Annotated in this window: 22 protein-coding genes; 12 read left to right on the plus strand and 10 right to left on the minus strand. The window is 44.0% G+C overall.

Features of this window, described 5'->3' with window-relative positions:
- The first annotated feature begins 3 nt into the window (after nucleotides 1–3).
- Both AAEU28_RS04450 and AAEU28_RS04455 read left to right on the plus strand, forming a co-directional pair.
- Nucleotides 4–1317, plus strand: coding sequence for a Na+/H+ antiporter NhaC family protein (locus AAEU28_RS04450; protein WP_138478064.1), 1314 nt, complete (start codon nucleotides 4–6; stop codon nucleotides 1315–1317).
- Nucleotides 1318–1660: 343 nt separating this feature from the next.
- Nucleotides 1661–2440 carry a nucleoside-binding protein gene (locus AAEU28_RS04455; RefSeq protein ID WP_421963122.1) on the plus strand — a complete coding sequence of 260 codons (780 nt, stop codon included), beginning with the start codon at nucleotides 1661–1663 and terminating at the stop codon, nucleotides 2438–2440.
- Here the strand turns inward: AAEU28_RS04455 and AAEU28_RS04460 are convergent.
- Nucleotides 2437–3120 (minus strand): hypothetical protein, encoded by a 684-nt coding sequence (locus tag AAEU28_RS04460; RefSeq protein WP_421963123.1) that lies wholly within the window; start codon nucleotides 3118–3120, stop codon nucleotides 2437–2439. The two genes, AAEU28_RS04455 and AAEU28_RS04460, sit on opposite strands and share 4 nt — an antisense overlap.
- Before the next feature lie 106 nt (nucleotides 3121–3226).
- Nucleotides 3227–4777: an AbgT family transporter gene (locus AAEU28_RS04465; RefSeq protein WP_421963124.1), complete on the minus strand. Its 1551-nt coding sequence runs from the start codon at nucleotides 4775–4777 to the stop codon at nucleotides 3227–3229.
- Nucleotides 4778–4967: 190 nt separating this feature from the next.
- Here AAEU28_RS04465 and AAEU28_RS04470 point away from each other — a divergent pair, with 190 nt between their 5' ends.
- Nucleotides 4968–5822 (plus strand): HDOD domain-containing protein, encoded by an 855-nt coding sequence (locus AAEU28_RS04470; RefSeq protein ID WP_421963125.1) that lies wholly within the window; start codon nucleotides 4968–4970, stop codon nucleotides 5820–5822.
- 176 nt (nucleotides 5823–5998) lie between these two features.
- Nucleotides 5999–7972 carry a collagenase gene (locus AAEU28_RS04475; RefSeq protein ID WP_421963126.1) on the plus strand — a complete coding sequence of 658 codons (1974 nt, stop codon included), beginning with the start codon at nucleotides 5999–6001 and terminating at the stop codon, nucleotides 7970–7972.
- Nucleotides 7973–8055: 83 nt separating this feature from the next.
- On the opposite strand, the gene AAEU28_RS04480 is transcribed toward AAEU28_RS04475, so the two are convergent.
- From AAEU28_RS04480 to fadI, 6 genes are all read right to left on the minus strand, one after another.
- The gene (locus tag AAEU28_RS04480) at nucleotides 8056–8505 is read right to left on the minus strand and encodes an MBOAT family O-acyltransferase (protein ID WP_421963127.1); all 450 of its coding nucleotides are present in this window, start codon (nucleotides 8503–8505) and stop codon (nucleotides 8056–8058) included.
- 104 nt (nucleotides 8506–8609) lie between these two features.
- On the minus strand, nucleotides 8610–8885 hold the full coding sequence (locus tag AAEU28_RS04485) for a YfcL family protein (protein WP_058030579.1): 276 nt from the start codon (nucleotides 8883–8885) through the stop codon (nucleotides 8610–8612).
- An 8-nt stretch (nucleotides 8886–8893) separates the two neighbouring features.
- Nucleotides 8894–10021, minus strand: a complete 1128-nt coding sequence (locus AAEU28_RS04490; RefSeq protein WP_421963128.1) for an ATP-NAD kinase family protein — start codon at nucleotides 10019–10021, stop codon at nucleotides 8894–8896.
- Complete coding sequence (locus AAEU28_RS04495) at nucleotides 10011–10580, minus strand: elongation factor P hydroxylase (RefSeq protein ID WP_421963129.1); 570 nt, start codon at nucleotides 10578–10580, stop codon at nucleotides 10011–10013. Before AAEU28_RS04495 ends, AAEU28_RS04490 begins: the two co-directional genes overlap by 11 nt.
- A 200-nt stretch (nucleotides 10581–10780) precedes the next feature.
- Nucleotides 10781–13018, minus strand: coding sequence for a fatty acid oxidation complex subunit alpha FadJ (gene fadJ, locus AAEU28_RS04500; RefSeq protein WP_421963130.1), 2238 nt, complete (start codon nucleotides 13016–13018; stop codon nucleotides 10781–10783).
- The gene (fadI, locus tag AAEU28_RS04505; protein WP_138562208.1) at nucleotides 13018–14328 is read right to left on the minus strand and encodes an acetyl-CoA C-acyltransferase FadI; all 1311 of its coding nucleotides are present in this window, start codon (nucleotides 14326–14328) and stop codon (nucleotides 13018–13020) included. The genes fadJ and fadI overlap by 1 nt, the downstream gene beginning before the upstream one ends.
- A gap of 304 nt (nucleotides 14329–14632) precedes the next feature.
- On the opposite strand from fadI, the gene AAEU28_RS04510 reads away from it, so the two are divergent.
- From AAEU28_RS04510 to AAEU28_RS04545, 8 genes are read left to right on the plus strand one after another with little or no spacing between them, the layout of a single operon-like run.
- Nucleotides 14633–15589, plus strand: coding sequence for an AAA family ATPase (locus tag AAEU28_RS04510; RefSeq protein WP_130255485.1), 957 nt, complete (start codon nucleotides 14633–14635; stop codon nucleotides 15587–15589).
- Between the two features lie 2 nt (nucleotides 15590–15591).
- Nucleotides 15592–16539, plus strand: coding sequence for a DUF58 domain-containing protein (locus AAEU28_RS04515; protein ID WP_421963479.1), 948 nt, complete (start codon nucleotides 15592–15594; stop codon nucleotides 16537–16539).
- Between the two features lie 3 nt (nucleotides 16540–16542).
- Nucleotides 16543–16977, plus strand: coding sequence for a DUF4381 domain-containing protein (locus AAEU28_RS04520; protein ID WP_421963131.1), 435 nt, complete (start codon nucleotides 16543–16545; stop codon nucleotides 16975–16977).
- Nucleotides 16970–17968 (plus strand): vWA domain-containing protein, encoded by a 999-nt coding sequence (locus AAEU28_RS04525; protein ID WP_421963132.1) that lies wholly within the window; start codon nucleotides 16970–16972, stop codon nucleotides 17966–17968. Before AAEU28_RS04520 ends, AAEU28_RS04525 begins: the two co-directional genes overlap by 8 nt.
- Before the next feature lie 2 nt (nucleotides 17969–17970).
- Complete coding sequence (locus AAEU28_RS04530; RefSeq protein WP_421963133.1) at nucleotides 17971–19857, plus strand: VWA domain-containing protein; 1887 nt, start codon at nucleotides 17971–17973, stop codon at nucleotides 19855–19857.
- The gene (locus tag AAEU28_RS04535) at nucleotides 19851–21482 is read left to right on the plus strand and encodes a BatD family protein (protein WP_421963134.1); all 1632 of its coding nucleotides are present in this window, start codon (nucleotides 19851–19853) and stop codon (nucleotides 21480–21482) included. The genes AAEU28_RS04530 and AAEU28_RS04535 overlap by 7 nt, the downstream gene beginning before the upstream one ends.
- Nucleotides 21483–21535: 53 nt before the next feature.
- Nucleotides 21536–22051 carry a sigma-70 family RNA polymerase sigma factor gene (locus tag AAEU28_RS04540; protein ID WP_058030590.1) on the plus strand — a complete coding sequence of 172 codons (516 nt, stop codon included), beginning with the start codon at nucleotides 21536–21538 and terminating at the stop codon, nucleotides 22049–22051.
- A complete protein-coding gene (locus AAEU28_RS04545; RefSeq protein WP_421963135.1) occupies nucleotides 22051–22764 on the plus strand; it encodes a DUF3379 family protein in 714 nt (237 codons plus the stop codon). The genes AAEU28_RS04540 and AAEU28_RS04545 overlap by 1 nt, the downstream gene beginning before the upstream one ends.
- A gap of 55 nt (nucleotides 22765–22819) precedes the next feature.
- Here AAEU28_RS04545 and AAEU28_RS04550 read toward each other — a convergent pair whose 3' ends face one another.
- Both AAEU28_RS04550 and AAEU28_RS04555 read right to left on the minus strand, forming a co-directional pair.
- On the minus strand, nucleotides 22820–24352 hold the full coding sequence (locus tag AAEU28_RS04550) for a M17 family metallopeptidase (protein WP_421963136.1): 1533 nt from the start codon (nucleotides 24350–24352) through the stop codon (nucleotides 22820–22822).
- Nucleotides 24353–24425: 73 nt separating this feature from the next.
- A complete protein-coding gene (locus AAEU28_RS04555; RefSeq protein WP_421963137.1) occupies nucleotides 24426–26117 on the minus strand; it encodes a carbon starvation protein A in 1692 nt (563 codons plus the stop codon).
- Nucleotides 26118–26345 lie beyond the last annotated feature (228 nt).

The following is a 26345-nucleotide window of genomic DNA, read 5'->3' on the forward strand; positions in this document are numbered from 1 at the left end:
TACATGCAGGCGTCTGTAAACAAGGTAGCAGCCAAGTTGTCGCTACTGCCTTTACTAACCTTTGTGGCACTCTTTTTAGGTGCAGGCTTATACCTACAATCGCAAGGCGTAGATTATGCGTTCTACCAGTTGCCTGCGCCTGTAGCGATTTTACCTGCCATCGTTATCGCATTTTGGGTTAACCGCAAACCAATCAATGACAGTGTTGAAACCTTTATAAAAGGTGCGGGTCATTCAAACATCATCACCATGTGTTTAATTTACCTACTTGCAGGTGCGTTTTCTGCTGTTGCTGGCGCAACGGGTGGTGTTGATGCGGTTGTAAATGCCGGTTTATCGCTTATTCCACCTTCAATGTTACTACCAGGCCTATTTTTAATTGCTGCCGTAGTGTCAACTGCCATGGGTACATCAATGGGTACCATAGGTGCTATCGGTCCGATTGCATATGCCGTATCACTTAAAACAGGTATCGACCCAGCACTTATGGCGGGCACCATAGTTTCAGGAGCTATGTTTGGTGATAACTTATCGATTATTTCTGACACCACCATTGCTGCAACGCGCACGCAGGGCTGTGAAATGAAAGATAAGTTTAAAGAAAACTTAAAGATTGCCATCCCCGCAGCTATTTTGACTATCGCCCTACTGACTTTCTTAACTCCTGAACCACAAGCAGTAGAAACCAAAGACTTTGATTGGTTATTAGTATTGCCTTATGCGTTTATTTTAGTGCTTGCGGTTGCCGGTCTGAATGTATTCGTGGTGCTATTTAGTGGCATTATCTTCGCTGCAGCAATGGGCTTCACAGCCAATTATGAAGTTGGCAGTTTCGCTAAAGATGTTTACAAAGGCTTTAGCGATATGCAAGAGATCTTCTTGCTATCTATGTTCATTGGCGGTCTGTCTGAATTTATCCGTGTGAATGGCGGTCTTGATTATCTTGCACATAAAATCCAAGGTTTAACGGCGTTTATTGCAAAGTTTCACCGTAAAGTAGCTGATCAATTAGGCATTGCTGCATTGGTACTGACCTCTAACCTATGTATTGCTAACAATACAGTAAGTATCATTGTTGCAGGCCCGGTCGCTAAGAAGCTAGCTGAAGATGGTAAAATTTCTGCGAAACGCTCAGCAAGCTTACTCGATATTTTTGCTTGTGTAATGCAAGGTTCGTTACCTTATGGTGCGCAAGCACTATTACTTGGCGCGACCTTCAAGATCAGCCCGTGGGATGTCTCAACATCATCTTTCTACTGCTTCATTTTGGCATTCACCGCCATCACAGTTATCTGCTTGCGCAGAAATAAAGCATAAAGACGATTAAAAACCACTTTTCTTGATTTATAGCCCCAATTTCTTTGGGGCTATATGTATACCCAAAATACCTCAAAACAATGTTCAGAGCGCTTCTTATTAGCTCTAGAAGTTGCAATGCCTTTCTACATTCAATGCTCTTTAATACTTAACATAAGTGAATAAGCGCTTCTTTGGACGAGTTTGATTGACTTTCATACTGCGTCATCTATTTTCGATTTAGAACCACTAAATCATCAAATAGATTCCTTGTCTTAAAGCCAATCAATTCTCGCTGAACCTCGTCACTTGAAGTAATTTGGGTATATAATTCACATTATCTACCCTCTGCGAATAATTTATTATGAATCAAAACATCCGCTTATTAGCCTCTATCGCACTATGTGGTTCTTTTTCTGCTACTGCGGCGAATTGGAGCGACACGCAATTTCACTTTAACTCTGGTGATGTAAAAAACCCATTTAGTCAGCAAAGTGTGCAAACGCAAATTTATTCAGTGCAACATGCATCTGGATATGACTATGGTGATAACTTCTTTTTTATCGACTTTACTAAAGATGATTTAGATGACGGCTTTAATAACAACGACTTTTATGGCGAGTGGTATTCAAGCTTCTTAATGCCAAAAGCGTGGCAACCAAATGCGAATTCAGCAATGCAAAGTGCCAGCTTTGTGGCGGGTATTAATGTGTCTGGCGATGCTAAAGTCATTAAGTATTTACCGGGCGTAAAGTTAAACTGGAAGGCATCAGGATTTGATTTTCTTTCAACGACTTTTACGGCGTATATTGATGACAGTGAAGGCGTTGCAAAAGGCGGCGCGCCTACTCAAACCAACAGCTGGATGTTCGATGTTGCTTGGGGCATGCCATTTAATATCGCTGAACATAAGTTTTACTTTACCGGTCATGTGGAATACATTGCCAGTCGTGAAGATGAATTTGGCAATGATGTAAAAGGTTGGATCTTAGCTCAGCCTGCTGTGCGCTGGGATATAGGTCATGCTTTAATGGGCAAAGAAAAACAGCTTATGCTTGGCGTTGAGTGGCAATGGTGGCGTAACAAACTTGGCACAGATATCACTGAGTCTTCACCGCAACTCCATGTGGTTTGGCATTTCTAATTTTTGACTTCTAATTTACGAAGATGTGGGGCAAGCAGCCCCGCATAGTTACATTGGCGATTAAAATACACACCTACTTGTACTTCTAACAAGGGCGTTTTTGCAAAAGCGAGCTGAGCATATTCTTTATTGGTCTTTTGCTTTTCCAAAAAGCTCATATTATCTGTAAATGCAAAATCAACACGTCTCTTTAGCAACAGGTTTATGCCCTGTTCAACGGTTTCAACCGGCACAATAACCGCACCTGCTTGTTTCAATTGCCCTTGTATACCTTCGGTAATCGTTGCTCGTAACATGGCTAACCGTTTGTGTTTAAAGTATTTGAAATCCTGCCAAGCAACCTGCTGTTGTTTGCTAACAAAACCGAGCAAAACTTTATCTTCACTGAGGGGAATGCGTTCAATAAATTCGCTCGGTGCCGGCGGGTAAAAACTTAGACACCAATCCGATTTAGTCAGCTCAGTTTGCGCTCTTGCAGGTGGTAGAAATCGAGGACGTAACTTAATAAGTTTTAGGTTTGATAATTTTCTTTCTAAAAGCTCATAGGTGATACCATGGCGGGTCTCTGTCTGCGTAATAAAGGGCGGATAATCAATCGCTATTACATCTACTTTATGGGTACTTGCAAAGCTCTTAAAAGACAATGCGCAGCTAATAACAATTAAAATCCAATAAAACATACACCTTCCTTTATTCTCTGCTTAACCATAGCATAGCCCTTAAACTTTCTAAGTATTATTGCCACAAAAAACGCGCCGATTGGCGCGTTTTTTTATCTCTTAAACTTTAACCTGGGTAGGTGTAGCTTGATTGCAGACCTAGTGGAATACCAAGACCCCAGTAAGCCAATAAGAACAAACTCCAACCAATTAAGAAAGCAATAGAGTAAGGTAGCATCATCGCAATCAATGTACCGATACCTGTGTCTTTCACATACTTCTGACAGTATACAACCACCAGCGGGAAGTAAGGCATCAGCGGTGTAATGATATTTGAGCTAGAATCACCAACACGGTAAGCCGCTTGGCTTAAGTCTGGTGAAATACCAAGTTGCATTAGCATAGGTACAAAGATTGGACCAAGTAACGCCCACTTTGCAGAGCTTGAGCCAACAAATAAGTTAACAAATGCAGTTAAGAAAATGATACCAATCACAGTAATGTAACTTGGTAAAGCAAGTGCTTTAAGTACTTCCGCACCTTCAATTGCCAATAATGCACCAAGGTTTGACTGGCTGAACGCAGAGATAAACAAGGCACAGAAGAACGCCATAACAATGTAGTAAGCCATGCTACCCATTGCTTTGCTCATTGCATCAATCATGTCTTTAGACGACTTGAAAGTACCAACCATGAAACCAAAGATGGCACCAGGGATCCAAAATAGTAAGAAGATAAGTGGCACGATTGATTGCATTAATGGTGCACTAAAGTCAGTCAGTGACCCATTCGGGCTGCGAAGCGCTGAATCTTCACCACTTGATGCGTACGCTAATAATGCAAGACCTGCAATCATCACCGAAGACGCAACCAAGAATGCTTTACGCTCTTTAGAAGTGACTTCATCAAAAGAAGGAAGGTTGTCAGTGTCGCCATCTACTTTTGTTGATTGTAAACGTGGCTCAATGATTTTATCAGTAATGTACCAACCTAGTAGGATGATAAATACGCTCGACGCAGAGGTGAAGAACCAGTTATTTAACGGGTTAACCGCAATCGTTGGGTCAATGATTTGTGCTGAGCTTTGTGTGAAGCTTTGCAGTAACGGGTCAATACCAGATGGTACGAAGTTGGCACTGAAGCCACCACTTACGCCTGCAAATGCCGCAGCAATACCCGCAAGAGGGTGACGACCCATGGCATAGTAAATTACACCCGCAATTGGAATAACCAATACATAACCTGCATCAGTGGCTGTGTGGCTCACAATCGCGATTAAAATAATTGACGGTGTTAGTAATGCCTGCGGCGTGCGCTTAAGCATCATTTTTAAGCCAGCATTGATATAGCCTGAGTGCTCAGCAACACCCACACCTAACATAGCTACTAGCACTACACCTAATGGTGCGAAGCCTGTGAAAGTTTTAACCATTGAGGCTAAGAAACCTGCCAGTGCATCACCACTTAACAGGTTGTGTACAACGATTGCTTCGCCAGTACGCGGATCGATTGCATCGAACGTCGTACTTGAAAATAACCAAGAGAGTAACCATATAAGTAACATGGCAGATAAAAAGATAATGGCTGGATCTGGCAGTTTATTACCTACCCGCTCAATGCCATTAAGAAACTTGGCCACAGCACCGGTTGGCTGAGCCGTATTCGCTTGTTGAGTCATGCTTTCTTCCAATAAAACAAAATTACTTAACCTTAACTTAGATTGCTACTCTCAAGCAAGATAACGTCCCCAAAGGCCATACGATCCGCTTAGTTAATAACCATAAAATTATTTTTTTGCGTTATCGCAATAATTAAGAATAAAAATTCCACTAAAATATGCACAAATCATTAAAGGGATCCGACTTACCATGATAGATATTGATGATTCAGTGCTTAAAGACATTAAATCTGGTTTTAATCTACCACCTAAACCAGAACTACTGACTCAGCTTCAGCAAACGCTCAAAGATCCAGAGCCTGATTTGAATGACATCGCAAATTTAATCTCAACTGACGTTGCGACATCAGCAGCGGTATTAAAAGTCATTAACTCACCAAGCTATGGCCTTGCGAGAACCATCACTGATATTCGCCAAGCGGTGATGTTTTTAGGTTTAAACAGTATCGCCACGCTAGTGACGGGTTTCTTGCTAAAACAAGCGTTCGACCAAAAAAGTTGTTGTATCAAACTTGAACGCTTTTGGGATACAGCGACAGAAATTGCTGATGTCGCAACATTAATTGGCAAGAAAATAAAATCTAAAGTGCCTACCGAAAACCTGCATATGCTGGGGTTATTCCATGATGCTGGCATTCCTGCTCTGGCAGTAAAATATAACAACTATGTCAAAGTGCTCGGTGCGGCAAATCGTGACTATGACAAAAACCTTGTACAACACGAAGAAGAAACATACAAAACTAACCATGCCGTCATTGGCTTCTTCTTAGCGAGTAGTTGGCACTTACCCAAAAGCACTTGTCAGCTTATTTTGCGACACCATGATGCCGAATACTTTACCGAAAAGCACACAGACGAAGAGCACATGACGCTGGCAACTTTAAAGATGGCCGAAAACCTTGTGCATACGCAAAAGCGCTTTATTGCCGACCCAGATTGGCCGTTTATTAAAGACAAAGTATTAAATGCGCTGCAACTAGATGAAGATGATTATCAAGACATCAAAGAAGATGTTGAAGATTATTTTCAAGAGAAGTTTGGTTAGTTTTAAAAGCTAATTATTTCAATGTTTAGAGCTGACAATTCAGTTAGCTCTAGTCTTTTCCTTCCCATATATTAAATTCATTTAACCAGAACTTTAGTTGTTTTATCCCAACAAGGTTTCCTACTACCATAAAAATATGTATATTGTATTCAATATTTATTATTGAGCAGATAACAATGAAAATAAGAGCACTTGCTTTAGCGACCAGTGTCGCACTTGGCCTTGTTGGCTGTAATACCCTTGATACTAAAAACACATCAGATGAATCAAAAACGCCTATTGTCGCCGTAAGTGATGAAGCCCAAGTTGCGGTGCAAAACATTGTTAACGCCGAGCTTGATACTTTATGGACCACTCAATTTGATCATCACCAAGCAGGTTTGTTGCTTGCTGTCTCAGAAGCCATTCGTGAAGAAGTGAAACAACACGGGTTAGCGAGCCAAAAGTTAGAGCGTTTAACCTATTATCTTCGCATTTTTAGCAGCTTTGGCCCTGCTAAAGACTGGCAAGCAGGCACTGCTGAATCATTAAACCAAGCTTTGCTTGCCATTGCTGAGCATAGTGACTTTTACACCATCGACGAGACGGTTGCTCGCATTCATGAGAACTACGCAACGGCGTTATTTCGCTTGTACTTCAATGAGGCGCTACAAAGTAAAACTGCCGAGCACATTCAACCACTCTCTCAGTTGATTGCGCTTTATGGTGAAAGTGCGTTACCTCAAGGCAATACATCTCAAAGCAAAGCCGTCGATTATGCGATGTGGGAAGTACTTAGAGCCGGTGCGGTACTGCCTTATGAAGCAAGACGTAAAAACAAAGAAGCATTTTCAGCAGCCGTTCAACAACAAAACCATTTACAAACTGCATTAGTTAATTTTATTAGCAGCAAAAATGCAGTGCGAGAGGGAGATGACTGGCCTAAGCAACATGCACTATGGGCATTGGCACAGCATTACAACTTATACGTCACGCAATATTGGAACGAATACTACACCTTAGACGAAGAAGCCCAAAAGAGCCTAAACGACGATAAAACCAGCTTGCCTGTTGAAGCGGAACTAGAGCAGCTCGACAACCAAGTATGGCAAGCACTTGGCAAAGACAGCGCGCTTACAGAGCTTGAAAAGCAGACTCTTTACAGCATTCCTTATGTGGTGACGTCGTTTAGAGGTAAGTCAGAGTGCGGTGAAACGCCGTTAGAAGGACGTTGTATTGAACCTAAAATTGCCGATGTATTACCGATTAAGCATGAGTGCTCAAAAAGTGCTTACATCTTAGCGCAAGCGATGAGCAAAAAAGAGTTGAATGATTCATGCCAGCGCTTAAACGAGCAAGTTGATACCTTCCATGAGAAACTCGCAACTAAACGCCAACCGGTCGCGAATGATTTCAACGACCAGCTTCGTATCGTTATTTTTGATAACCACGCCGAGTACAACCGCTGGGGTCAACTTATCTTTGATATTCATACTGACAACGGCGGGATGTATATCGAAGGCACAACCCAAAACCCAGATAACATCGCAACCTTCTATACTTTTGAGCACTTCTGGGTGCGCCCTAAGTTTGCGGTATGGAATCTAAATCACGAGTTTGTGCATTATTTAGATGGCCGCTTCAATAAATACGACACGTTTAACCACTTCCCAAGCAACATGGTTTGGTGGTCTGAAGGCCTGGCCGAATATATTGCTGAAGGCGACAATAATCCACGTGCATTTAAAAAAGCATTTGAGCTTGATGAGAAAGACTGGCCGAGCCTACAAGAGGTATTCGATACTGAATATAAAGATGGGCAAGACCGCGTGTATAAATGGGGCTATTTGGCGGTACGCTTTATGTTTGAAAAGCACCGTGACGATTATTTAAAGCTGGCGCACTTCTTACGAACTGACTTCTTCGATGGCTATAAAAAACTGCTAGATGAGTCTGGTAAAAAATATGGCGCTGAATTCAAAACTTGGTTGCAAGCACACAAAACAGAGCAAACAAAAGACGAAGCGAAAACAGATCCGAAAAAGCCGCGTCAGTTTTATCGCTATACGTATAAAGACTACTTACAACCTAAGCATTTAGTTGAAGACAAAGCACATATGCATTGGCAGTACTGGCATGAAAATGCGCTAAAAGCTAAGCAACAAGATTAAGGTCTCAATTTCCCTTTGAGTTAACATTGTTCATTACAGTGTATTCAAGGCCATCTTCGCAAGTAGATGGCCTTTTTTACTTTTTAAAGCACCCAACTCAATAATTGCTTAGCGACATAAAAACTAGCACCTATAAAGCCTGCATTTATTAGTGCTCTGACAAACCAAGGTAATGCGCCATATCTCAGTTTTACGGCTTCACTCAGCACGACGATTAACCCCATCAAAGTAAACCAGGCCGTCAGCAAAATACTGCTTTGTTGCTTGACCAGCATAATGGCCAAATCGTGTAAAAAGCCACTAACGAAGAAAGTCGCAACGACCGCAATTGACTTTCCAAAGAAACGTTTAATTGGCTGATAAACACATTGAGATAAGTAGTAACCCCACACTGGATTCCAATATTGCCAGAACTGAGCAAAAGAGCCTGCCCCGAGAGAGCGAGATAACATGTTTTTTAATGAGTCAGTATGGCCTAAGGGTACGCCATTACGTAGTTTTACAAACTGCGCCAAAGTGATTTTAGTTGCCATTTAGTCCCCTACTAGGCTCTATTACAGACCCTACCCTATCGCAAAACTAAAAAACCGCGAAATGATCGCAGTTTTTTATTTTAATCTGACAGTTAAAACTCAGATCAAGCTAGGGCTTTTACCTGCTCCCAGATATTTACAACATGGGTTTTGTCATCTTCTGTGAGTTCGCCATTGCGATACGCTTTGACCAAACTTTTTTCGATTTGCTCGTTTAGCTCTTCAGGTGTTAAATCTTCACCCTCAACCTGTGCGTAACCGACAGCCAAATCAAAATGACCACGTAGGTAACCACCAGCGAATAGTTCATCATCACTGGCTCTATCTACTAAATCATCAAAAAACTGCTGCGCTGACTCTACGTATTGTTGAAATAACATCTTATCTCCTAGTTTAATTCTTCGTGGCCAACGGCATACATTACATGGTCGTTATAGCCTGTGATCACTTTGATGTAACCACTTAATTCTTTATCTAATGCTTCATCGCCTGTATCGGTGATAAGCGGTCTGCCATTCAGCGCTTGCAGCTTGGTCTTTGTAGCAATGACCATGATATTCTCTTTGCCAATTTTGCGAATAAGCGCTGGGCTTAATTGCTGGTTACCGCGACCAAATATATGACCTTGCCCACCAATTAAGGTGATCACTAATTTGGTTGGCATTTTTTCTGCGGCAGCCAATAAATCTGCGGCGATCATGTCTTGACCAATCAACTCATGATCACAGATAAGGTCAACACCTAGTAAGGTATTCTCAAGGCCGAGCTCTTCCATAACCGCTGCGACTGTTGAACCTGAGCCCATAATATATTGCTCGTCATCTTCCATCTCGCTGATCACGTAAGCGGCAATATCAGCAAGCACTAATTCATCGCTTTCTTTACCGCCATTTTTAACGCTTTGCACATAGCGCAACTCGCTCGGTACTTGCATCTCACCGTAGCGTTTTGCTTTTACCGTACCTTGACGAAACGCATCTTCGTCAATGTCCATCACGTCGGCTTCACCAAGCGTGACAAGCTCGCCTTTTACAAGCATATCGACAACACGGCCCGCAGCTTTTGGTGTGATTGCATATACCCCAGAGTGAATTTTACAGCCAGCTGGTACACCTAAAACAGGAATTGAATCATCAACGGCAGCACAAATATTACGTGCAGTGCCATCGCCCCCTGCAAATAGGATCATATCAACACCTTCGGCTAACAGCGCTTTTGCAGCGGCTTCAGTGTCTTCAGGGGTTGTCGGAGTGGCACTTTGATAAGCCACATGCGTCTCAAAGCCCATTTCTTTAGCCAGTCGCTCGCCCATTTCACCATTAACGGTATAAATATGAATGTTTGCTTGGTTTTCTTTTAGTTGTTCCAGGGCCAATGCAGTACGCGCATTGGCTTTTGGCTCAGCGCCTAATGCCATCGCTTTGGCTGCAGTATCACTACCATCACTACCTTTAAGCGCCACACTGCCACCCAATCCGGCAACTGGGTTAATGATCAATCCTAGTTTAAACTGCATCTAAAAACTCCTCTGGACACTGCCAATCAAACTGCGCTTCAGTTAACGGCCATGGGGTTTTATAAAAGTCACTCAGTGCTTTTAATAATTGTTCGGTGCGAATGTTAAAGCCCTTTTCTAATAGCTCGAACACTTGCGCCTGTACGCGCTTTTGAAAGCTAAAACGACAGGTTTGCTCACCATTTAAATTGTCGACCGACACATTAAAGTCAAACCCGGCAGCTGCGCTCAACGCCCATTCAATGGCTTGCGGTTTGATTTCAACTTTTTCAAATTCATATTGTTGCTCTGCACTTCGACCATCAGGACAATACCAATACCCATAATCTTCAAGCTCACGGCGACGCTCTCCTGCCACTAACCAATGGGCGATTTCGTGCAGCGCACTGGCATAAAAGCCATGGGCAAAAACCACTTGGTTGTATGAGGTGTCGGCATTTTCAGGTAGATAAATCGGCTCATGCTCACCTTTTATCAAGCGCGTGTTATACGCCTCAGAAAACAGGTCATCAAAGATTTGCGTCAGATCCGAAATATGGTGTGATATTGGGTTTGTCATTGGGTGTATCAAAGGGGCTAGAGATCCAAAATGCTGGTGTCGATAATTGCGCCGCATTGTAAGGTTTTTTACCGTGAAAGTAAAAGTAAGTGGTTAAGCCTCATCCATTTCTGCTGATACGAAAAAAGGCGTCTGACGACGCCTTTAGATTCAAAACAATGTAGGGAAATAACTGTTTGTATAACTTAGTTATCTTGCTATTAAGCTGGCTTTTCTGATGCCTTCAAGTTGTCATCTGTGCTAGATTCATCAACTTTTACAGCCTCTGACTCAGCTTCAACTTTTTCTTCTTCAGCCTTAACTGCTTCAGTTGGCGTTTCGATAACTTCTTCTGCTTCAGCAACCACTTCAAGTTCAGGCTTGGCAGTCTCTTCTGGCATTAAGCACTCAGCAGGCGTGAATACCGGGTTGTCGTTTGCAAACGTTGCTAGCTGTGAACACAGGTTTTCAATCCCCATCTTATTCATGTAAGTGAAAGGGCCGCCTAAGAATGGTGGGAAGCCAATACCAAAGATTGCGCCAATATCACCATCGCGCTCGTTAGCAATAATGCCTTCATCTAAACAGCGTGCTGCTTCATTTAGCATTAAAGACACACAACGATCTGCGATTTCTTTCTTATTCAAGCGTGGACTTGGTGTTACACCAAGTAACTCGTATACAGACTCATCGACTTTCTTGCCTTTTTTGTCGTACTTGTAGAAACCACGACCTGTCTTACGACCTAAACGTTTGCTGTCGATTAAACGGTTAAACGCATCGGGTGCTTTGAAGCGATCGCCCAGTTCTTTTTCAAGAATTGGTGCAATCTTAGAGCCGATGTCGATACCAACTTCATCAAGTAATGCCAGTGGACCAACAGGGAAACCAAATTCAACCAGCGCGGCATCAATCTTCTCGATTGGCTCACCTGCTAGCAATAGATTCGCTGCTTCATTTACATAAGGCGCTAAAATACGGTTTACGTAGAAGCCTGCTTTGTCTTTTACCACGATAGGTGTTTTGCCTTGCTTACGAGCAAATTGAACCGTACGCGCAATGGTTTGCTCAGATGTGCCTTCATGAGGAATGATCTCAACCAATGGCATTTTTTCTACTGGTGAGAAGTAATGTAAGCCAATGATGTTCTCTGGGCGTTCTGCTTTTTCAGCAATTTGCGCAATCGGCAGTGACGACGTGTTACTAGCAAAAATAGTCTCAGATGAACAGTTTTGTTCAATTTCTGCCACCATGCTTTGCTTAAGGTTTAAGTCTTCAAACACCGCTTCAATCACCATATCAACGTGCTTAAAGCCCGAATAATCGGTTGTGCCCGTAATGCGGTTCATAGTTTGCTGTACGTCGGCATGAGACATGATGCGACGCTTCTGACGCTTAGATAAAATCTTGTAGCTGTAGTTAAGTGCATTACTCACACCTTGCTGCGCCACGTCTTTAACGCGCACTAGGGCTTTCGCTTTAACCGCACTCACATGGGCAATACCTGCGCCCATTAAACCACCACCAAGTACCGCTGTACGCTGTACTTTTGCGACATCGTCTTGGTAGTCTTTTTTCATTTCAGTGGTCGCGAAGAAAATACCACGTAGTGACTTAGACACCTCGGTCATTACTAGGTCTGCAAACCCTTCCGCTTCTGTTTTGTAAGCTTTCATTGGGTCAAGCTCAACAGAGGCACGCACGGCTTTGATGATGTTAATCGGTGCAGGGTAATGTCCGCCGGTTTTCTTTAACACACCTTCTTCTGCTTTTTTGAAGATGATGTTTCGACCAAATGGGTTTGACTCAAGTGCCCAGCTTAACTTATCTAGTTTTGGCTTAGATGGCTTCGCTTTGCCTTTTGTTGCAAACTTGGTTGCCACATCAAGCAGGATACTTTGTGGTACACAGTCATTCACAAGGCCTGCTTTTTTAGCTTGCTTAGCGCGTACTTGCTTACCTGTAAGCATCCACTCTAGCGACTTTTGAATACCCACTAGTTTTGGTAAACGTTGTGTGCCGCCGCCACCTGGTAATAAACCAAGCTGTACTTCAGGTAAACCTAGTTTTGTGATGTCGCTGTCTGTACATACACGGTAATCACAGGCAAGAGCAAACTCTAGGCCACCACCTAATGCTGCACCATGGATTGCAGCAACCGTCGGGTATGCTTGATTAGCCATAGTGAAGAATGCTTGCTGACACATTTCAGATAGCTCTAACGCATCGTTACGCGTTTTTGCACTATCCAGCATCTTGATATCAGCACCTGCGATAAAGTTATCTTTTTTACCACTGATGAACACCATACCTGTAATGTTGTCATCACGGCCTTGCTTTAAGATTGCCGATAGGTCATCAGCAAAGCTTGCGCGCAAGGTATTCATTTTCTCATCGGCAACATCAATGGTTACTACTGCAACCTTGCTATCCGTTAGCTCATAACTAAATACTGACATTATGCACTCTCCAATACGAAGGCCGCACCTAAACCACCTGCAGCACATGCAGTTGTCAGTGCTAACCCGCCACCACGGCGTTTTAATTCATTTAAGCTCTGTGTGATAAGACGTGCGCCAGTCGCTGCAAATGGGTGACCATAAGCCAGTGAACCACCGTTAACGTTAAACTTATCCATATCAATTTCACCGATCGCTTTCGAGCGACCCAGTTTTTCTTGCGCAAACTTATCACTGCCAAACATCTTCATGTTCGCAAGTGCTTGCGCAGCAAATGCTTCGTGCATTTCAATTAAATCTAAATCTTGTAAGGTGATCCCCGCTCTGTCTAACGCGATAGGCGTTGAGTGCGCTGGACCCATTAGCATATCTTCGTGTACGCCGATTGCCGAGAAACCAAAACTACGAACATAACCTAGGATCTCATAACCGAGCGCCTTGGCTTTGCTTTCACTCATCATCAGTACTGCTGCTGCGCCATCTGTTAATGGTGTTGCGTTTGCGGCAGTTACAGAGCCGTGTTGTCTATCAAACACAGGACGAGGCTTTGCATAACCTTCAATGGTTGAGTTATGGCGAATGTTGTTATCTTGTTCGATAAAAGACTTGTAAGGTGGTACATGTGCCGCCATCACTTCATCAGCAAGTAGACCATCGTTCCAAGCTTTACTCGCTAGTGAGTGTGAACGGTGTGCTAATGCGTCTTGATCCGCACGGCTAATACCATGGGTTTTAGCCATCTGCTCAGCCGTTTGGCCCATTGATAAACCAGTTGAATACTCAGCTACCGCTGGCGGTACTGGTAATAAATCTTTAAGACGAAGTTTGCTGAAGATTTTCAGGCGTTGGCCTAAAGTGCGCGCTTTGTTTAAATCAACTAAGCTGCCAGCTAGCTTTTTACTTACACCAATTGGTAATACAGAAGAAGAATCTGCACCACCTGCAATACCAACATGGGCGTTACCCGCCACAATAGACTCAGCGACGTTGGCAATGGCTTGGAAGCTGGTCGCACATGCGCGAGATACTGAGTAAGCATCTACCGATACTGGCATACCTGTGCCTAATACGATTTCACGTGCGATATTTGGCGCTTCAGGCATTTGTACTACTTGACCAAAAACCAGTTGATCAATTTCATTTTTATCAAAGTTAAGACGCTCAAGCATCTCATTAACGACAAGTTTGCCTAGGTCTAGCGCTGGAACATGGTGGAATGCTGTTGCCTGCTTGGCAAATGGGGTACGAAGACCGCTGACAATAGCGATTCTATCGCCTTTTCTTGTTTTTAGTATGTTTTGTTCAGACATTGAATTTGCTCTCCCGCTGACAGGTCTGACCTGTTGAATTTACATCGATTCTAAACAACCAACAAAAATATGCCAATAAAAATTTTAATTCGGCTATAAATTGAGCACCAAACTCAACCCTAGATGTTTTTTTGACCAGACGCAAAATATCTTTACAAAACAAGGGAACTATTTGATGTAGCGCAGTCTAAACAGTATCGTATTCTTTCCTCTAAATTTAGTGTTAATTCGTAGCAAACACTTGAGAAGTAACGATAGAATCCTTATAAATTAAGCAAAAAATTTTGTCAGCAAAGGACAAACCATGGCAGTAAATGAATTCTCAGCTCTGAAAAAATATTTAGATACGCAGATTATTGGTCAACCAGAACTGACCCAAGCGCTACTTATTGCGATGCTTGCAGACGGCCACTTATTGGTTGAAGGCCCGCCGGGACTTGCAAAAACCCGTGCTGTTAACGCCCTCGCTAAAGGCATAGAAGGCACCTTCCAACGTGTGCAATTTACCCCAGACTTATTACCAGCGGATGTCACAGGTACTGACATTTATCGTCAGCAAACCAATGAATTCGTTTTTGAAAGCGGCCCGCTATTTCACAATCTTATCTTAGCCGACGAAATTAACCGTGCACCAGCCAAAGTACAATCAGCGCTGTTAGAAGCTATGGCTGAACGACAAGTGACGGTTGGTAAGAACACTTATCCGCTGTCAGATCTGTTCATGGTTATGGCAACGCAAAACCCGCTGGAACAAGAAGGGACATATCCACTGCCGGAAGCACAATTAGACCGCTTCTTATTGCATTTAAACATCGACTACCCGGGCGCTGAAAACGAACTTGCCATCCTTCGTTTAACTCGAGGCGAAGCCCTAGAAGAGCATCAAGCTGATTTCACCGCCATTAGTCAAAACACCTTGTTTGAAGCACGTAAGAAAGTGTTATCGATGCATCTTGCTGAGCCGCTAGAGCAGTATCTTGTGCAACTGATCATAGCCACTCGTGAAGCTGCAAAACTTGATGAGCAACTGGGTCGTTGGATTGAGTTTGGCGCCAGCCCGCGTGCCACTATCGCCCTTGATAAATGTGCTCGCGCGCACGCATGGTTACATGAACGTGATTTTGTGACGCCAGATGATATTCAAGCAGTACTGCATAATGTATTGCGTCACCGCATTATTTTAAGTTACGAAGCGCAAGCTGATGGTATCAGTAAAGACCAAGTGATCAGCCGTATTCTTGAACTTGTCCCAGTGCCATAATGATGCAACAAGCCGTATTCGATACCGCGCAATGGTTAACTCAGTGTCACAGTAATGGCGCCGAGCTCGACTTAAAAGAATTGCTTTACTACAAATCTAAAGCGCATCTTTTGTCGTTAAAACCGAAAAAGCGCATTCAAAGCAGCCAAGCAGGCCAATACCTTGCGCCACATAAAGGCCGCGGGATGGAGTTTGCTGAAGTTCGCCAATATCAATATGGTGACGACATTCGTGCCATCGACTGGCGTGTCACGGCCCGTACAGGCATTACTCACACTAAGCTCTATCAAGAAGAAAAAGAGCGACCGGTGTTTGTGTTCACCGATTTATCAAACAGCATGTTGTTCGGCTCACAGCTTTTACTGAAATCTGTGCAAGCGGCACATTTAAGTGCGCTTGTGGCTTGGTCCGCATGTCAACGCGGCGACCGTTTAGGCGGCATTGTATTTAGTGAGTACGCCCACCATGAATTAAAACCCACAGCGCGCGATAAAGGCGTGCTGTCGTTAAGTCATCAATTGGTCGACATTCACAAACAAGCCTTTGCTAACCGTGAACAAAGCACTGAGAATCGCTTTTCCGATAACTTAAAACGCTTAACGCACTTAGCCAAACCGGGCAGTTTAATTTATCTCATCTCTGACTTTAATCACTTACAAGAAGCCGACTTCAAGCAGCTTGAACGTCTAGCGCGTCACTGTGAGTTAATTGGTTGTCAGATAAGTGATCCGTTCGAACATCAGTTGCCTGCCTACCAAGATGCCATCAAGGTCGATGCCGAAGGCCAATCTTGGACGCTGCCACTGATGAATAAACAATTTAGAGACAAGTTTGCCGAGCAAACTGCGCAAGTGTTTAACCAACGCTTTCAACGATTACAACGCACGGGCATGAGCATGTTGAACTTTTCAGCAGCCCACCCTATTGAACAGCAAGTAGTGAGACTTTAACCGATGCAAGCTTCACCACTCGACGCACTTCATGATGTTTTACCGCCAGAGCAGGTGGCTTGGTGGCCATTATCGCTGCCAACTTGGGCAGTGATAATCACTTCACTTATTTTGCTTATCACACTTGGCATGTGGCTTTATAAGCGCCAACAATTTTTAAAAGCCAAAAAAGCCGCCATAGAGCTGGCTAAACAACAAAGTGATGATGCGCAGCAACTGCATATAATCTTAAAGCGCCTCGTAAAACATTATTACGGTGCGCCTTTGACTTCATTGCCTACCAAGAAATGGCAAAGCATTTTAAATACACTCAGTGGCGAACAGTTTTCTGAACAGGCGCTACATAGCTTATATGGCCCAGAGAACAACCCTGAATTAGCCAAGCAACTCTTTAATGCCATCAAAAATCTAAAACTCAAGGAGGCCATTGATGTTTGAATTTAGCTGGCCTTGGGCGTTTTTACTGTTACCTTTACCTTGGATTTTAAGGCGATTTACCGCCAGTACTGAGCAAGCCAAACAAAGGCTGCGTATGCCTATGTTTGCTCAGTTTTCTAAACTGGCGCCTAGTCTCAAAGAGTCAAAACAAAAAACCAACTGGTTCGAAGCCCTCGTTTGGTTATGTTTGGTCATTGCTGCTGCGAACCCACAATACTTAGACGACCCTGTTACTTTACCTAATGAAGGTCGCGATATTATGCTCGCCGTGGATTTATCGGGCTCAATGACTGAGCAAGATATGGAGTATCAGGGCCGTTATGTAGATAGGTTATCCGTGGTGAAAGCGGTTTTAGGTGACTTTATCGAGCAGCGTCAGGGTGATCGCCTTGGTCTAATTTTATTCGCCGATACCGCCTTTTTACAAACTCCCCTTACTCGTGACTTAGATACGGTGAGTCAAATGCTCAGCGAATCACAAATAGGCTTAGTGGGTCGTGCCACTGCAATCGGTGATGCTTTGGGTCTAGCCGTAAAACGCTTTAGTCAAAAGCAAGACAGTAACCGTATTCTCATATTGCTGACCGATGGTCAAAATACCGCGGGAAACCTTGAACCTGATGAAGCGCTTATTTTGGCACGAGAAGAAGGCATCAAGGTTTACACCGTTGGGGTTGGCTCGGATGGTCGTGGCGGCTTTAGTCTATTTGGTATGGGCGGGATCGGCGGTAGCAGCATTGACGAAACAACGTTAAATAAGATTGCCACCGAAACTGGCGGCTTATATTTTAGAGCAAAAGATGTCGCAGGGCTTCAGCAAATCTATCAAGAGCTAGATAAACTAGAGCCTATCAGCGACGAAAACGAAACCTTCAGACCGCAAATAGCCTTATTCTTTTGGCCTCTGGCAGCGGCGCTGGCATTACTCATGCTTAATCAACTGTACGTAAATCTTGCCCGACTGTTTTCACGCTCTGGTAAGGAGGCTTAATAATGGAATTTGAATTTTTAAGACCCCTACTGTTACTTTTGATTATCCCTTGGGCCATTTTAACCGTGGTACAAGTGCTAAATAAAAGCCGTAGCAATAAATCAGGATTAATTGCGCCGCATTTAGCCCATGCGATGCTAACCGAAGGTAAAGCAAGCAAACAAACTAACCCGTGGCTGCTGGCGCTATTTACCTTGTTATGCATTATTTTTATTGCAGGCCCTAGCTTTGAAAAACAAGAAGTGCCGGTATTTAAGTCAAAACAAGCGCGTGTGGTTGTGATGGACATGTCTTATTCGATGTTTTCCACCGATATTAAACCCGACCGACTCACTCAAGCACGTTTCAAAGCACTCGATATGGTTGAGCTGTTTAAAGAAGGCGAAACCGCATTGGTTGCCTACGCGGGTGATGCGTTTACCGTGTCTCCACTGACTTCTGACGCCAGTACATTAAGTAATTTAATTCCAAGTCTTAGCCCAGAGATTATGCCTAGCAAAGGTTCAAATGTGTATGCAGGTATCGACCAAGCTATGCAACTGTTGTCTCAAGCCGGTTACTTGCAAGGCGAGATTATTTTAATTACTGACGGGCTTGATCAAAGTGATGTCGATGAAGTTCGAGAAGCTATGCAAAGCAGTAAGTTTACATTAAGCATTTATGCCATTGGCACCGCACAAGGTGCGCCAATTGCCTTACCTGAAGGCGGATTTATGAAAGGTCGCAGCGGTGAAATAGTCATTCCAAGGTTGAATGTGGCACCACTAAGAAATCTTGCTGCCATCAGTGGTGGTCAGTTTTCGGCATACGCACCCGGTGCTGAAGATATTCAAGTGTTTGCGCCAACGGCAAGCTCCAGCGAAGCAGATCAAAACGATGAAGAAAATAAAATACTTTGGCGTATTGATGCGGGTAAATATGGCTTAATATTATTGATCCCATTGGCATTATTACTACTACGTAAATCGGCCTTAGTATTGTGTGCAATGTTCTTTATGCTGCCTCTGTCTAAACCTGTTTATGCTGCAGATTGGCAATCATGGTTTAAAAATACCGACCAAAATGCCTTATCGGCATATCAATCTAAAGAGTTTGAAAAAGCGGCTATCGCAGATAACACTGACTTAAAAGGCGCAGCACTTTATAAACAAGGCCAGTATGAGCAAGCCGCCGCCGCACTGAAGAACAGCCCCTCGGCGATTGGTCAGTACAATTATGGTAATGCCCTTGCCCAACTTGGCAAACTGGATGAAGCCATTGCCGCTTATGAGCAAGCGCTAAAGCAGAATCCTGATTTTGACCAAGCCAAAGAAAACAAAGCCCTGCTAGAGCAAATGAAGCAACAACAAGAGCAGCAACAACAGAGTCAATCTCAAGATGGAGAGAGTGATCAAGATAAGCAATCAGGTGAACAGTCTGATCAACAAGGTCAATCAAACAAGTCTGAGCAAGGTCAACAAGACCAGCAGAAAGGCGAATCTGGCGAGCAATCTGACCAGCAACAAGGCGAACAATCAGAGCAAGATGCTGAACAACAAAACTCGGGCCAGCAAAACTCTGATCAACAAAACAAGCCTGATATGCAAGCCGACGCACAACAGCAGCAAGATCAAACCGAGCAAAAAGACGGCGAGCAATCTGAGCAACAAGCCCAACCTCAGCCGCAACAAGCCACTGAAAATAATGAACAACAAGGTCAGCAGCAAATGATGCAATCGGCTCAAGCTAAGCCAATGACCCCTGAAGAAAAAGAAAAAGCGCAGCAGTTAAACCAGCTACTTAGGAAAGTACCTGATGACCCTGCCATTCTATTACGAAACAAAATGCGCTTAGAGGCCCAAAAAAGAGCCCAACAACGTCGCCTTGGAGGATCTAAACAATCATGGTAACCCGTTTTTATATTGCCTGTGTATTTTTACTGTTTAGCACAGCGAGCGTCGCTTTTGACAAGTTAACCGCATCGGTCGACAGAAACCCTGTTTTGGTGGGTGAATATTTTACGCTGACTATTTCAGCCGATGGCCGTGTATCTGGTCAGCAGCCTGATACTAGTGCCTTGGCGAGACAATTTGTGATGGGCCCAATCAATACTGGCTCTAGTACCCGCATCATCAATGGACAGGCGAGTAGTGAAACCACTTGGCAAATGCAACTCATGTCGCGTAAAGCGGGTGACATTACGATCCCTGCATTCACGGTGGCGGGCAAGAGTAGCGACCCAATCAAACTAAAAGTGGTTGCACGCAGTAACGATGCCGATGAACAAAAAGACATCTTTATCAAAACCGAGTTAAAGCCAAGCAAGTTGTTTGTTCAACAAGCGGGCCTTTACACGGTTAAACTTTATTTAGGTAAAGACCTATTAGACGGGCAACTATCTGCGCCCGCTATGGAAGACGCGCAAGTCACACTTCTTGGTAAGCAAAAAGAAGACTATGAAGTACTTGATGGTCGCCGTTATATGGTCATTAGCCGAGAGTATCTACTTCAACCTCAAAAAAGTGGTGAATATACTATCGAGCCACCCATTTTTAATGGTCAAGTAAGAGAAAATTATCGTCGTATGTCGGTCTCTGCCATGGGCAAAGCTGAAACAATTGATGTGCAACCCGTACCTGAAGATTACAATGGGGCGTGGTTACCCAGTGAGTTAGTCAATTTAAGCGAAGAGTTTCAGCCTATCTCTGATGAAGTGGTGGTTGGCACTCCCATCACGCGTACTATCACCCTGACCGCATTAGGCGTGACCAAAGAACAGTTGCCTGAAATTCGCCTGCCAGAAGTTGATGGCTTTAGAAGCTACCCTGATGAGAGCGAGCGTAACCAACTTGCGCGTGATGGCCGAGTGATCTCACAACTTGTCAGCTCGTATGCGCTGGTGCCTCAAACACCAGGCACTTACACCTTACCTGAAGTAAAGTTGCCTTGGTTCAATACGGTGATTAACCGTCTGCAATATGCAACCTTGCCAGCTCGAACGCTGACCGTTATTGCCGATCCGAACCAAACGGCGCCAGCTATACCAAACATGACAGCACCACTGCAAAATCAACATGTAATCGAGCCTACTATTGTTGAAGTCCCCGTTGAAAAGACATTGCTTGATTGGGGCATTTTGGTATCGGGTTATGTGCTTTGGGTATTCACGCTGATTTTTGTTTGGCTTGGTTTTATCGGTCGAAAAAAACCATCGATAGAAACTGAAACGAGCGACACATTTAAACCAAGAATGAGTTTGAGTTTGCTTACACAAGCGGCTAAAGCGAACGATAAAACGCGCTTTTATCAGTTATTGAGTGAGTTTGTTACCACAGAGCTCACCACAGCCTCTTTTAGCCAGTGGCTAAAAGAGCTAGACAACGCTGAGCTAAAAGCAGAAATTGTAAACTTACAAGCAGCCCTTTATAGTAATGATGCAGCTTCTGCAAATCTTGAGAAAATTGCTAAGCTCATATCTCAAATTGAGAAAAACCAAGCAGATCAGAAACGTAGCTCGCTACAGCCTCTGTACTGAAAATTTTTATAAAAAGTGTGTAAGAAAAACTTACTTACTAAGGTCTATTGGGTATGACCAAAAAACAACAACGCTACGAAGAGTTGGTTAAGCAGTATCAGACGGAGCTTTATCGCTTTGCCTACTGGCTTAGCAAAGATCCGACTGTAGCAGAAGACTTAGTACAAGAGACGTTTTTGCGTGCGTGGCGAGCTTTAGATTCTTTACAAGATGAGAAAGCGGTAAAACCTTGGTTATTAACCATAGTGCGTCGCGAAAATGCGAGACGATTTGAACGTAAACAATTCGATTATGCTGATGTCGACAACGACACCATAGTCGATAACCAAAGCACCACGTTAGACTCAGAGATGGAACAAACGGTGATCCAAAGGCAAATTAGTCAGCTCTCGATTGAATATAGAGAGCCGTTACTTTTGCAAGTTGTCATGGGGTGCTCTGGTGATGAAATAGCTGAGATTTTAGAGCTGAACAAGAACACTGTAATGACGCGTCTTTATCGCGCACGCAACCAATTGAAAGAGGCATTAATGTCTCAACCACAAACCATGACGGGGGCCACAAACTGATGGATGAATTAGAATTTCGTCGTCGCGCATTTGCCGATCCCAACGATCCAGAAGTCATTGCGTTTGCACAACAGAACCCTGAACATCAAAAGCTGCTAGATGAGCTAATGATGTTAGACGACAAAATAAACCTAGCACTTGATATACCCGTGCCACCAGATCTCACTGAAAAGCTGATGACGCAAACCAAAGACGCGCCTGCAAGTAATGTGACGCAAGGCTGGTTTGGCCGTTTTAATAAGCCTTTTGCGACCGCAGCATCAATCACATTGGCGGTCAGCTTATACTTCTTGAGTGTGGGAGGCTCGAATGACCTTCAAGCTGGCGAACATGCGTTGGCGCATGTTTATTATGAAGTAAAAGCGCTAGAGCGCGAGAAAGATGTTGGTTTACAAGCGGTCAATGAGAAGCTTGCCATGTTAGGAGGAAAATTTGAGTCCTTACCTGGCAAAGTGACCTATGCGACTTTTTGTCATTTTAAAGGACAACGCAGTTTACATCTAATCTTTCAATCTGATCACGGCCCTGTCACTGTGTTTGTTGTTCCTCACTCAGGTGACGTTCAAGACAAGCAATTGGGTGAATTTAACGATGCCCGCTTTGCTGGTGTGATCTCAAGTGAAGATAAAGCCAATATGATCTTGGTGGCTGACAGAAATTCACCGGTCAACGACTACCAAGAAGACGTAAAACAAGCGCTCCGCTGGTTATAGTTCTCATACAAAAACAAAAAAAGGCGCATGATGCGCCTTTTTCACGTTTATAAATCTATAAACAATATCTAGCAAATAAACTCGCGACTGTTGCAGCTGTTGGCTTGCCGTGCTGCCAATCACCACCTTCAACACCAGAACCAGCAATGTCCATGTGCACATAAGGTAGTGGTTGCTCTGAGTCTAAGCCGTGTTTGTCTAGACCACCCACTAGCGCTAAGAACGCCATTGGGAATTGGTGACCACGTGCTGTAACCGCTGATGGTGCATTGTTACTTGAAAGTACATCATCGGCTAACGTGCGCGGCTGAACAAAGTCATAGTCTTCACGACGGCTGCGATTTACTTCTGCTGCATCTGCCCATAAGTCACCTAAGTCGGCAATCTGGCGAGATACATTAGCTGCGCGAGCTGGGCCATTTTCAACGTACGCACTGTAAGGGCCCACAGCGCGAGCAGCGTGACCGGTTAATGTTGCCACCGTAAATAGCTCAGGGTTTACTTCATTCTTCGCAAGGTCTTTCACTTCACTCAGTAGGTCACCCATTGCCAGACGGCCTTCTGCATCTGTGTTACCAATGCGAACGCGTAACCCTTCACGACATGTGATGATTTCATCTGGAACGAAACAATCAGAGCCAATCGAGTTACGAACCACCGCTAAATATGCAATGACTTTAACACCTTTAGGCTGGTAATCAGCTACTGCTTTCATGAAGCCTGCCACCGATGCTGCACCGCCTTTGTCACGGCTCATACCAGCCATGAAACCACCAACTTTAAGGTCTGCACCACCTGTGTCATACACTAAGCCTTTACCTACGAACAGTAAGGTTCTTTCAACATTACCTTCAGGCTCGTAAGTCATTTTCACTACGCGAGGATGATGACGTTCTACTGCATAAGACGCACGCGCAACGGTCGCAAGCATTGGGTAGTCTTTGTTGATTGTGTCAATGCTGTCGATCACTTCAACATCAACGACAGAGTCTTTTAACAGCTCAACACAGTAGTCAGCAAATTTAGGTGGTGCCATACGCTCAGGCTCAGTACCACATAAATCTCTTGCCGCATACTGGCCTGCTGCAATGGCATTTAACTGCTTAACTTGCTCTTCGCTAGCACCCGCTAAAAATACCTGCTTAACCGGCTCGATGCTTTCGCCGTGATATTCTCTTGCTTCAAGAGGCTGCCATAACGCTTGGCACATGCCTAAAAACGCGACTTCTAAAGCTTGTGAGTAACGCGCATCATCAGCAATAGAGGCAAGCTGTAACACAGGCTGAGTAACACCAGCCGCTTTGGCTTCGGTGATAGCGCTTTTAGCTGCTTCGAAGATACGACGTACGTCATCATAGTCACGCGTTAATGGCCCAGTTGGTGCCACAATAAGACGTTTGCCCGGTAAGTTCTCTGCAAATAGTAATGATGCTTTTTGTTTGATGCGTGCATCAATTGCCAGTGCAGGTGCAACAATTTCATTTAGTTCTGCTTGACCTAAATCTTCAACATTGCCGGTGATCACAATGACAGCATCTGCGTCAGTTGGAAGATTACCGTTAAAAGCAATCGCGAGAGGGAAAGACATAAAAAAGGCCCTTATTGTTATTCAATTAGGGCCAATTATCGGTTATTTACTTTGCTATTTCTAGCAATTGAGATTAATTCGCAGTTTCGCCTTCGCCGCTAGTTTTCTTCTGCTTGTGTTTACCTATCACTGACCAAGCTTCAAGCATCACCAAGACACTGACTACTAACACAATTAAGTCTAGGACTACCAACAACCAGTTGCCTTTCTCATAATATTCCACCAGCTTAATTAAGCCCGCGAAGAAAGCCATCAAGATCACAAAGACCATAGGAATAAGCGTATATTTAGCCGGTCGACCTAGTTTGATCAAGTACACAGACAACACGAGTAAAGTCAGACTTGCTAAGATCTGGTTAGTCGAGCCAAAAAGCGGCCATAACACCATACCACCGGTACCCGACGCACCGCCGGCACCGAATGCAAGCAGTAAACAACAGGCAACAGCAACAAAGGTTGCGACTAGACCATTTTTAAGCACGCCAATATTATAAATATCGCCCCACTCTTGGATGATATATCGCTGTAAGCGCACGCCAGAGTCCATAGTCGTACCGGCAAATAGCACTACCATTACTGCCAGTAAGGTCGCTGCAATTTCAGCAGAGAAGCCCCAGCCTTCACTGATAAGATTTGAACCACCCGTAATAAAGGCGCTGACGCTACCTGCCCCTAAATGGCTGTAAATTTCATGCCATTCTTCTGGTGACACGGCCAACATCACACCACTAACCGCAACTAACGTGATCAGTGCTAAGCACCCTTCACCCACCGCACCTAAGTAGCCCACAAAGCGACCATCGGTTTCTTTATCAAGCTGTTTAGAACTGGTACCCGACGACACAATACCGTGGAAGCCTGATACCGCACCACAGGCGATGGTAACAAATAACAACGGAATTATACTCGGCGTATCAATGGCGGTTTGTGTATTAAATGCAGGTGCAGTGATATCTGGCATCACCACAAATACGGCACCATAAAGTAACACTAAACCCACTAATAGCTGCATGCCATTAATAAAGTCACGTGGCTGTAATAACATCCAAACCGGTAAAAGGGAGGCAACTGCCGCATAGATGAATAAAATGACTATCCAGCTCGCTTTGTCAGTTAAGCCAAACATTTCTGTTGGTAATGACACCGGCATTTCTGCGCCCATGAAAATCGTTGCATAAAGCACTGCAACACCAATCACGCACAATGGAATAAGCGGGATCTGACGCTTTAATAACTGCCCGATAATAAGTGCAACAACAATGGCCGCCCAAGCAGGCACAACTGCACTCGGGTTTGCGACTAATGAGTTAGCGATAACCACACCAAATACCGCATTCACCATAAGCAGCAACAAGAACACCACAATCATGAATAACACGCGCGTACGTTTACCTATTACGCTTTCAGATAGTGCGCCCATTGACTTACCTTTGTGGCGCGTACTGGCCCAAAGTGCGCCCATGTCATGCACACCTGCAAAGAAAATCGTACCAAATACTACCCAAAGTACTGCTGGCACCCAGCCCCAGTATACCGCAATGGCAGGCCCGACAATCGGCGCAGCCCCTGCTACTGATGTGAAATGGTGCCCCCAAAGTACCAGTTTATTGGTTGGCACATAATCAACCCCATCCTTAAGCTCGTGGGCTGGGGTAACAAAGTTATCGTCCATTTTAAAAATCTTCGTGGCGATGAACTTAGAATAGACAAACCAGCCAAATAGCATGCCGGCAATACCAAATAATACAATCAGAATAGACTGCATCAGATACTCCTTTTCTCAGTTTTAGTTATACGCTCACTCCACCTTAACACGAAATTTACAATTTCAAATTAAGATTTTAGTCACCTTATAAATCATAGGGTTATTATGCGGTAGCACCGACTTTATGCCGGGTCATTATGCGATAAGCGATAAGCTTTAAGTGAGCGAGATTTGAGTTAGCAAGTTAGCCAATGAATAAATAAAAACCACCATCACTCTGAATTTATT

Origin of the sequence: Pseudoalteromonas sp. SS15, assembly GCF_049257195.1 — a bacterium.
Classification (GTDB): Bacteria; Pseudomonadota; Gammaproteobacteria; order Enterobacterales; family Alteromonadaceae; genus Pseudoalteromonas.

Coding starts and splice junctions, on each gene's coding strand:
- AAEU28_RS04450 (WP_138478064.1), top strand. CDS start 4: ATGCAGGCGTCTGTAAACAAGGTAGCAGCCAAGTTGTCGCTACTGCCT.
- AAEU28_RS04455 (WP_421963122.1), top strand. CDS start 1,661: ATGAATCAAAACATCCGCTTATTAGCCTCTATCGCACTATGTGGTTCT.
- AAEU28_RS04460 (WP_421963123.1), bottom strand. CDS start 3,120: ATGTTTTATTGGATTTTAATTGTTATTAGCTGCGCATTGTCTTTTAAG.
- AAEU28_RS04465 (WP_421963124.1), bottom strand. CDS start 4,777: ATGACTCAACAAGCGAATACGGCTCAGCCAACCGGTGCTGTGGCCAAG.
- AAEU28_RS04470 (WP_421963125.1), top strand. CDS start 4,968: ATGATAGATATTGATGATTCAGTGCTTAAAGACATTAAATCTGGTTTT.
- AAEU28_RS04475 (WP_421963126.1), top strand. CDS start 5,999: ATGAAAATAAGAGCACTTGCTTTAGCGACCAGTGTCGCACTTGGCCTT.
- AAEU28_RS04480 (WP_421963127.1), bottom strand. CDS start 8,505: ATGGCAACTAAAATCACTTTGGCGCAGTTTGTAAAACTACGTAATGGC.
- AAEU28_RS04485 (WP_058030579.1), bottom strand. CDS start 8,885: ATGTTATTTCAACAATACGTAGAGTCAGCGCAGCAGTTTTTTGATGAT.
- AAEU28_RS04490 (WP_421963128.1), bottom strand. CDS start 10,021: ATGCAGTTTAAACTAGGATTGATCATTAACCCAGTTGCCGGATTGGGT.
- AAEU28_RS04495 (WP_421963129.1), bottom strand. CDS start 10,580: ATGACAAACCCAATATCACACCATATTTCGGATCTGACGCAAATCTTT.
- fadJ (WP_421963130.1), bottom strand. CDS start 13,018: ATGTCAGTATTTAGTTATGAGCTAACGGATAGCAAGGTTGCAGTAGTA.
- fadI (WP_138562208.1), bottom strand. CDS start 14,328: ATGTCTGAACAAAACATACTAAAAACAAGAAAAGGCGATAGAATCGCT.
- AAEU28_RS04510 (WP_130255485.1), top strand. CDS start 14,633: ATGGCAGTAAATGAATTCTCAGCTCTGAAAAAATATTTAGATACGCAG.
- AAEU28_RS04515 (WP_421963479.1), top strand. CDS start 15,592: ATGCAACAAGCCGTATTCGATACCGCGCAATGGTTAACTCAGTGTCAC.
- AAEU28_RS04520 (WP_421963131.1), top strand. CDS start 16,543: ATGCAAGCTTCACCACTCGACGCACTTCATGATGTTTTACCGCCAGAG.
- AAEU28_RS04525 (WP_421963132.1), top strand. CDS start 16,970: ATGTTTGAATTTAGCTGGCCTTGGGCGTTTTTACTGTTACCTTTACCT.
- AAEU28_RS04530 (WP_421963133.1), top strand. CDS start 17,971: ATGGAATTTGAATTTTTAAGACCCCTACTGTTACTTTTGATTATCCCT.
- AAEU28_RS04535 (WP_421963134.1), top strand. CDS start 19,851: ATGGTAACCCGTTTTTATATTGCCTGTGTATTTTTACTGTTTAGCACA.
- AAEU28_RS04540 (WP_058030590.1), top strand. CDS start 21,536: ATGACCAAAAAACAACAACGCTACGAAGAGTTGGTTAAGCAGTATCAG.
- AAEU28_RS04545 (WP_421963135.1), top strand. CDS start 22,051: ATGGATGAATTAGAATTTCGTCGTCGCGCATTTGCCGATCCCAACGAT.
- AAEU28_RS04550 (WP_421963136.1), bottom strand. CDS start 24,352: ATGTCTTTCCCTCTCGCGATTGCTTTTAACGGTAATCTTCCAACTGAC.
- AAEU28_RS04555 (WP_421963137.1), bottom strand. CDS start 26,117: ATGCAGTCTATTCTGATTGTATTATTTGGTATTGCCGGCATGCTATTT.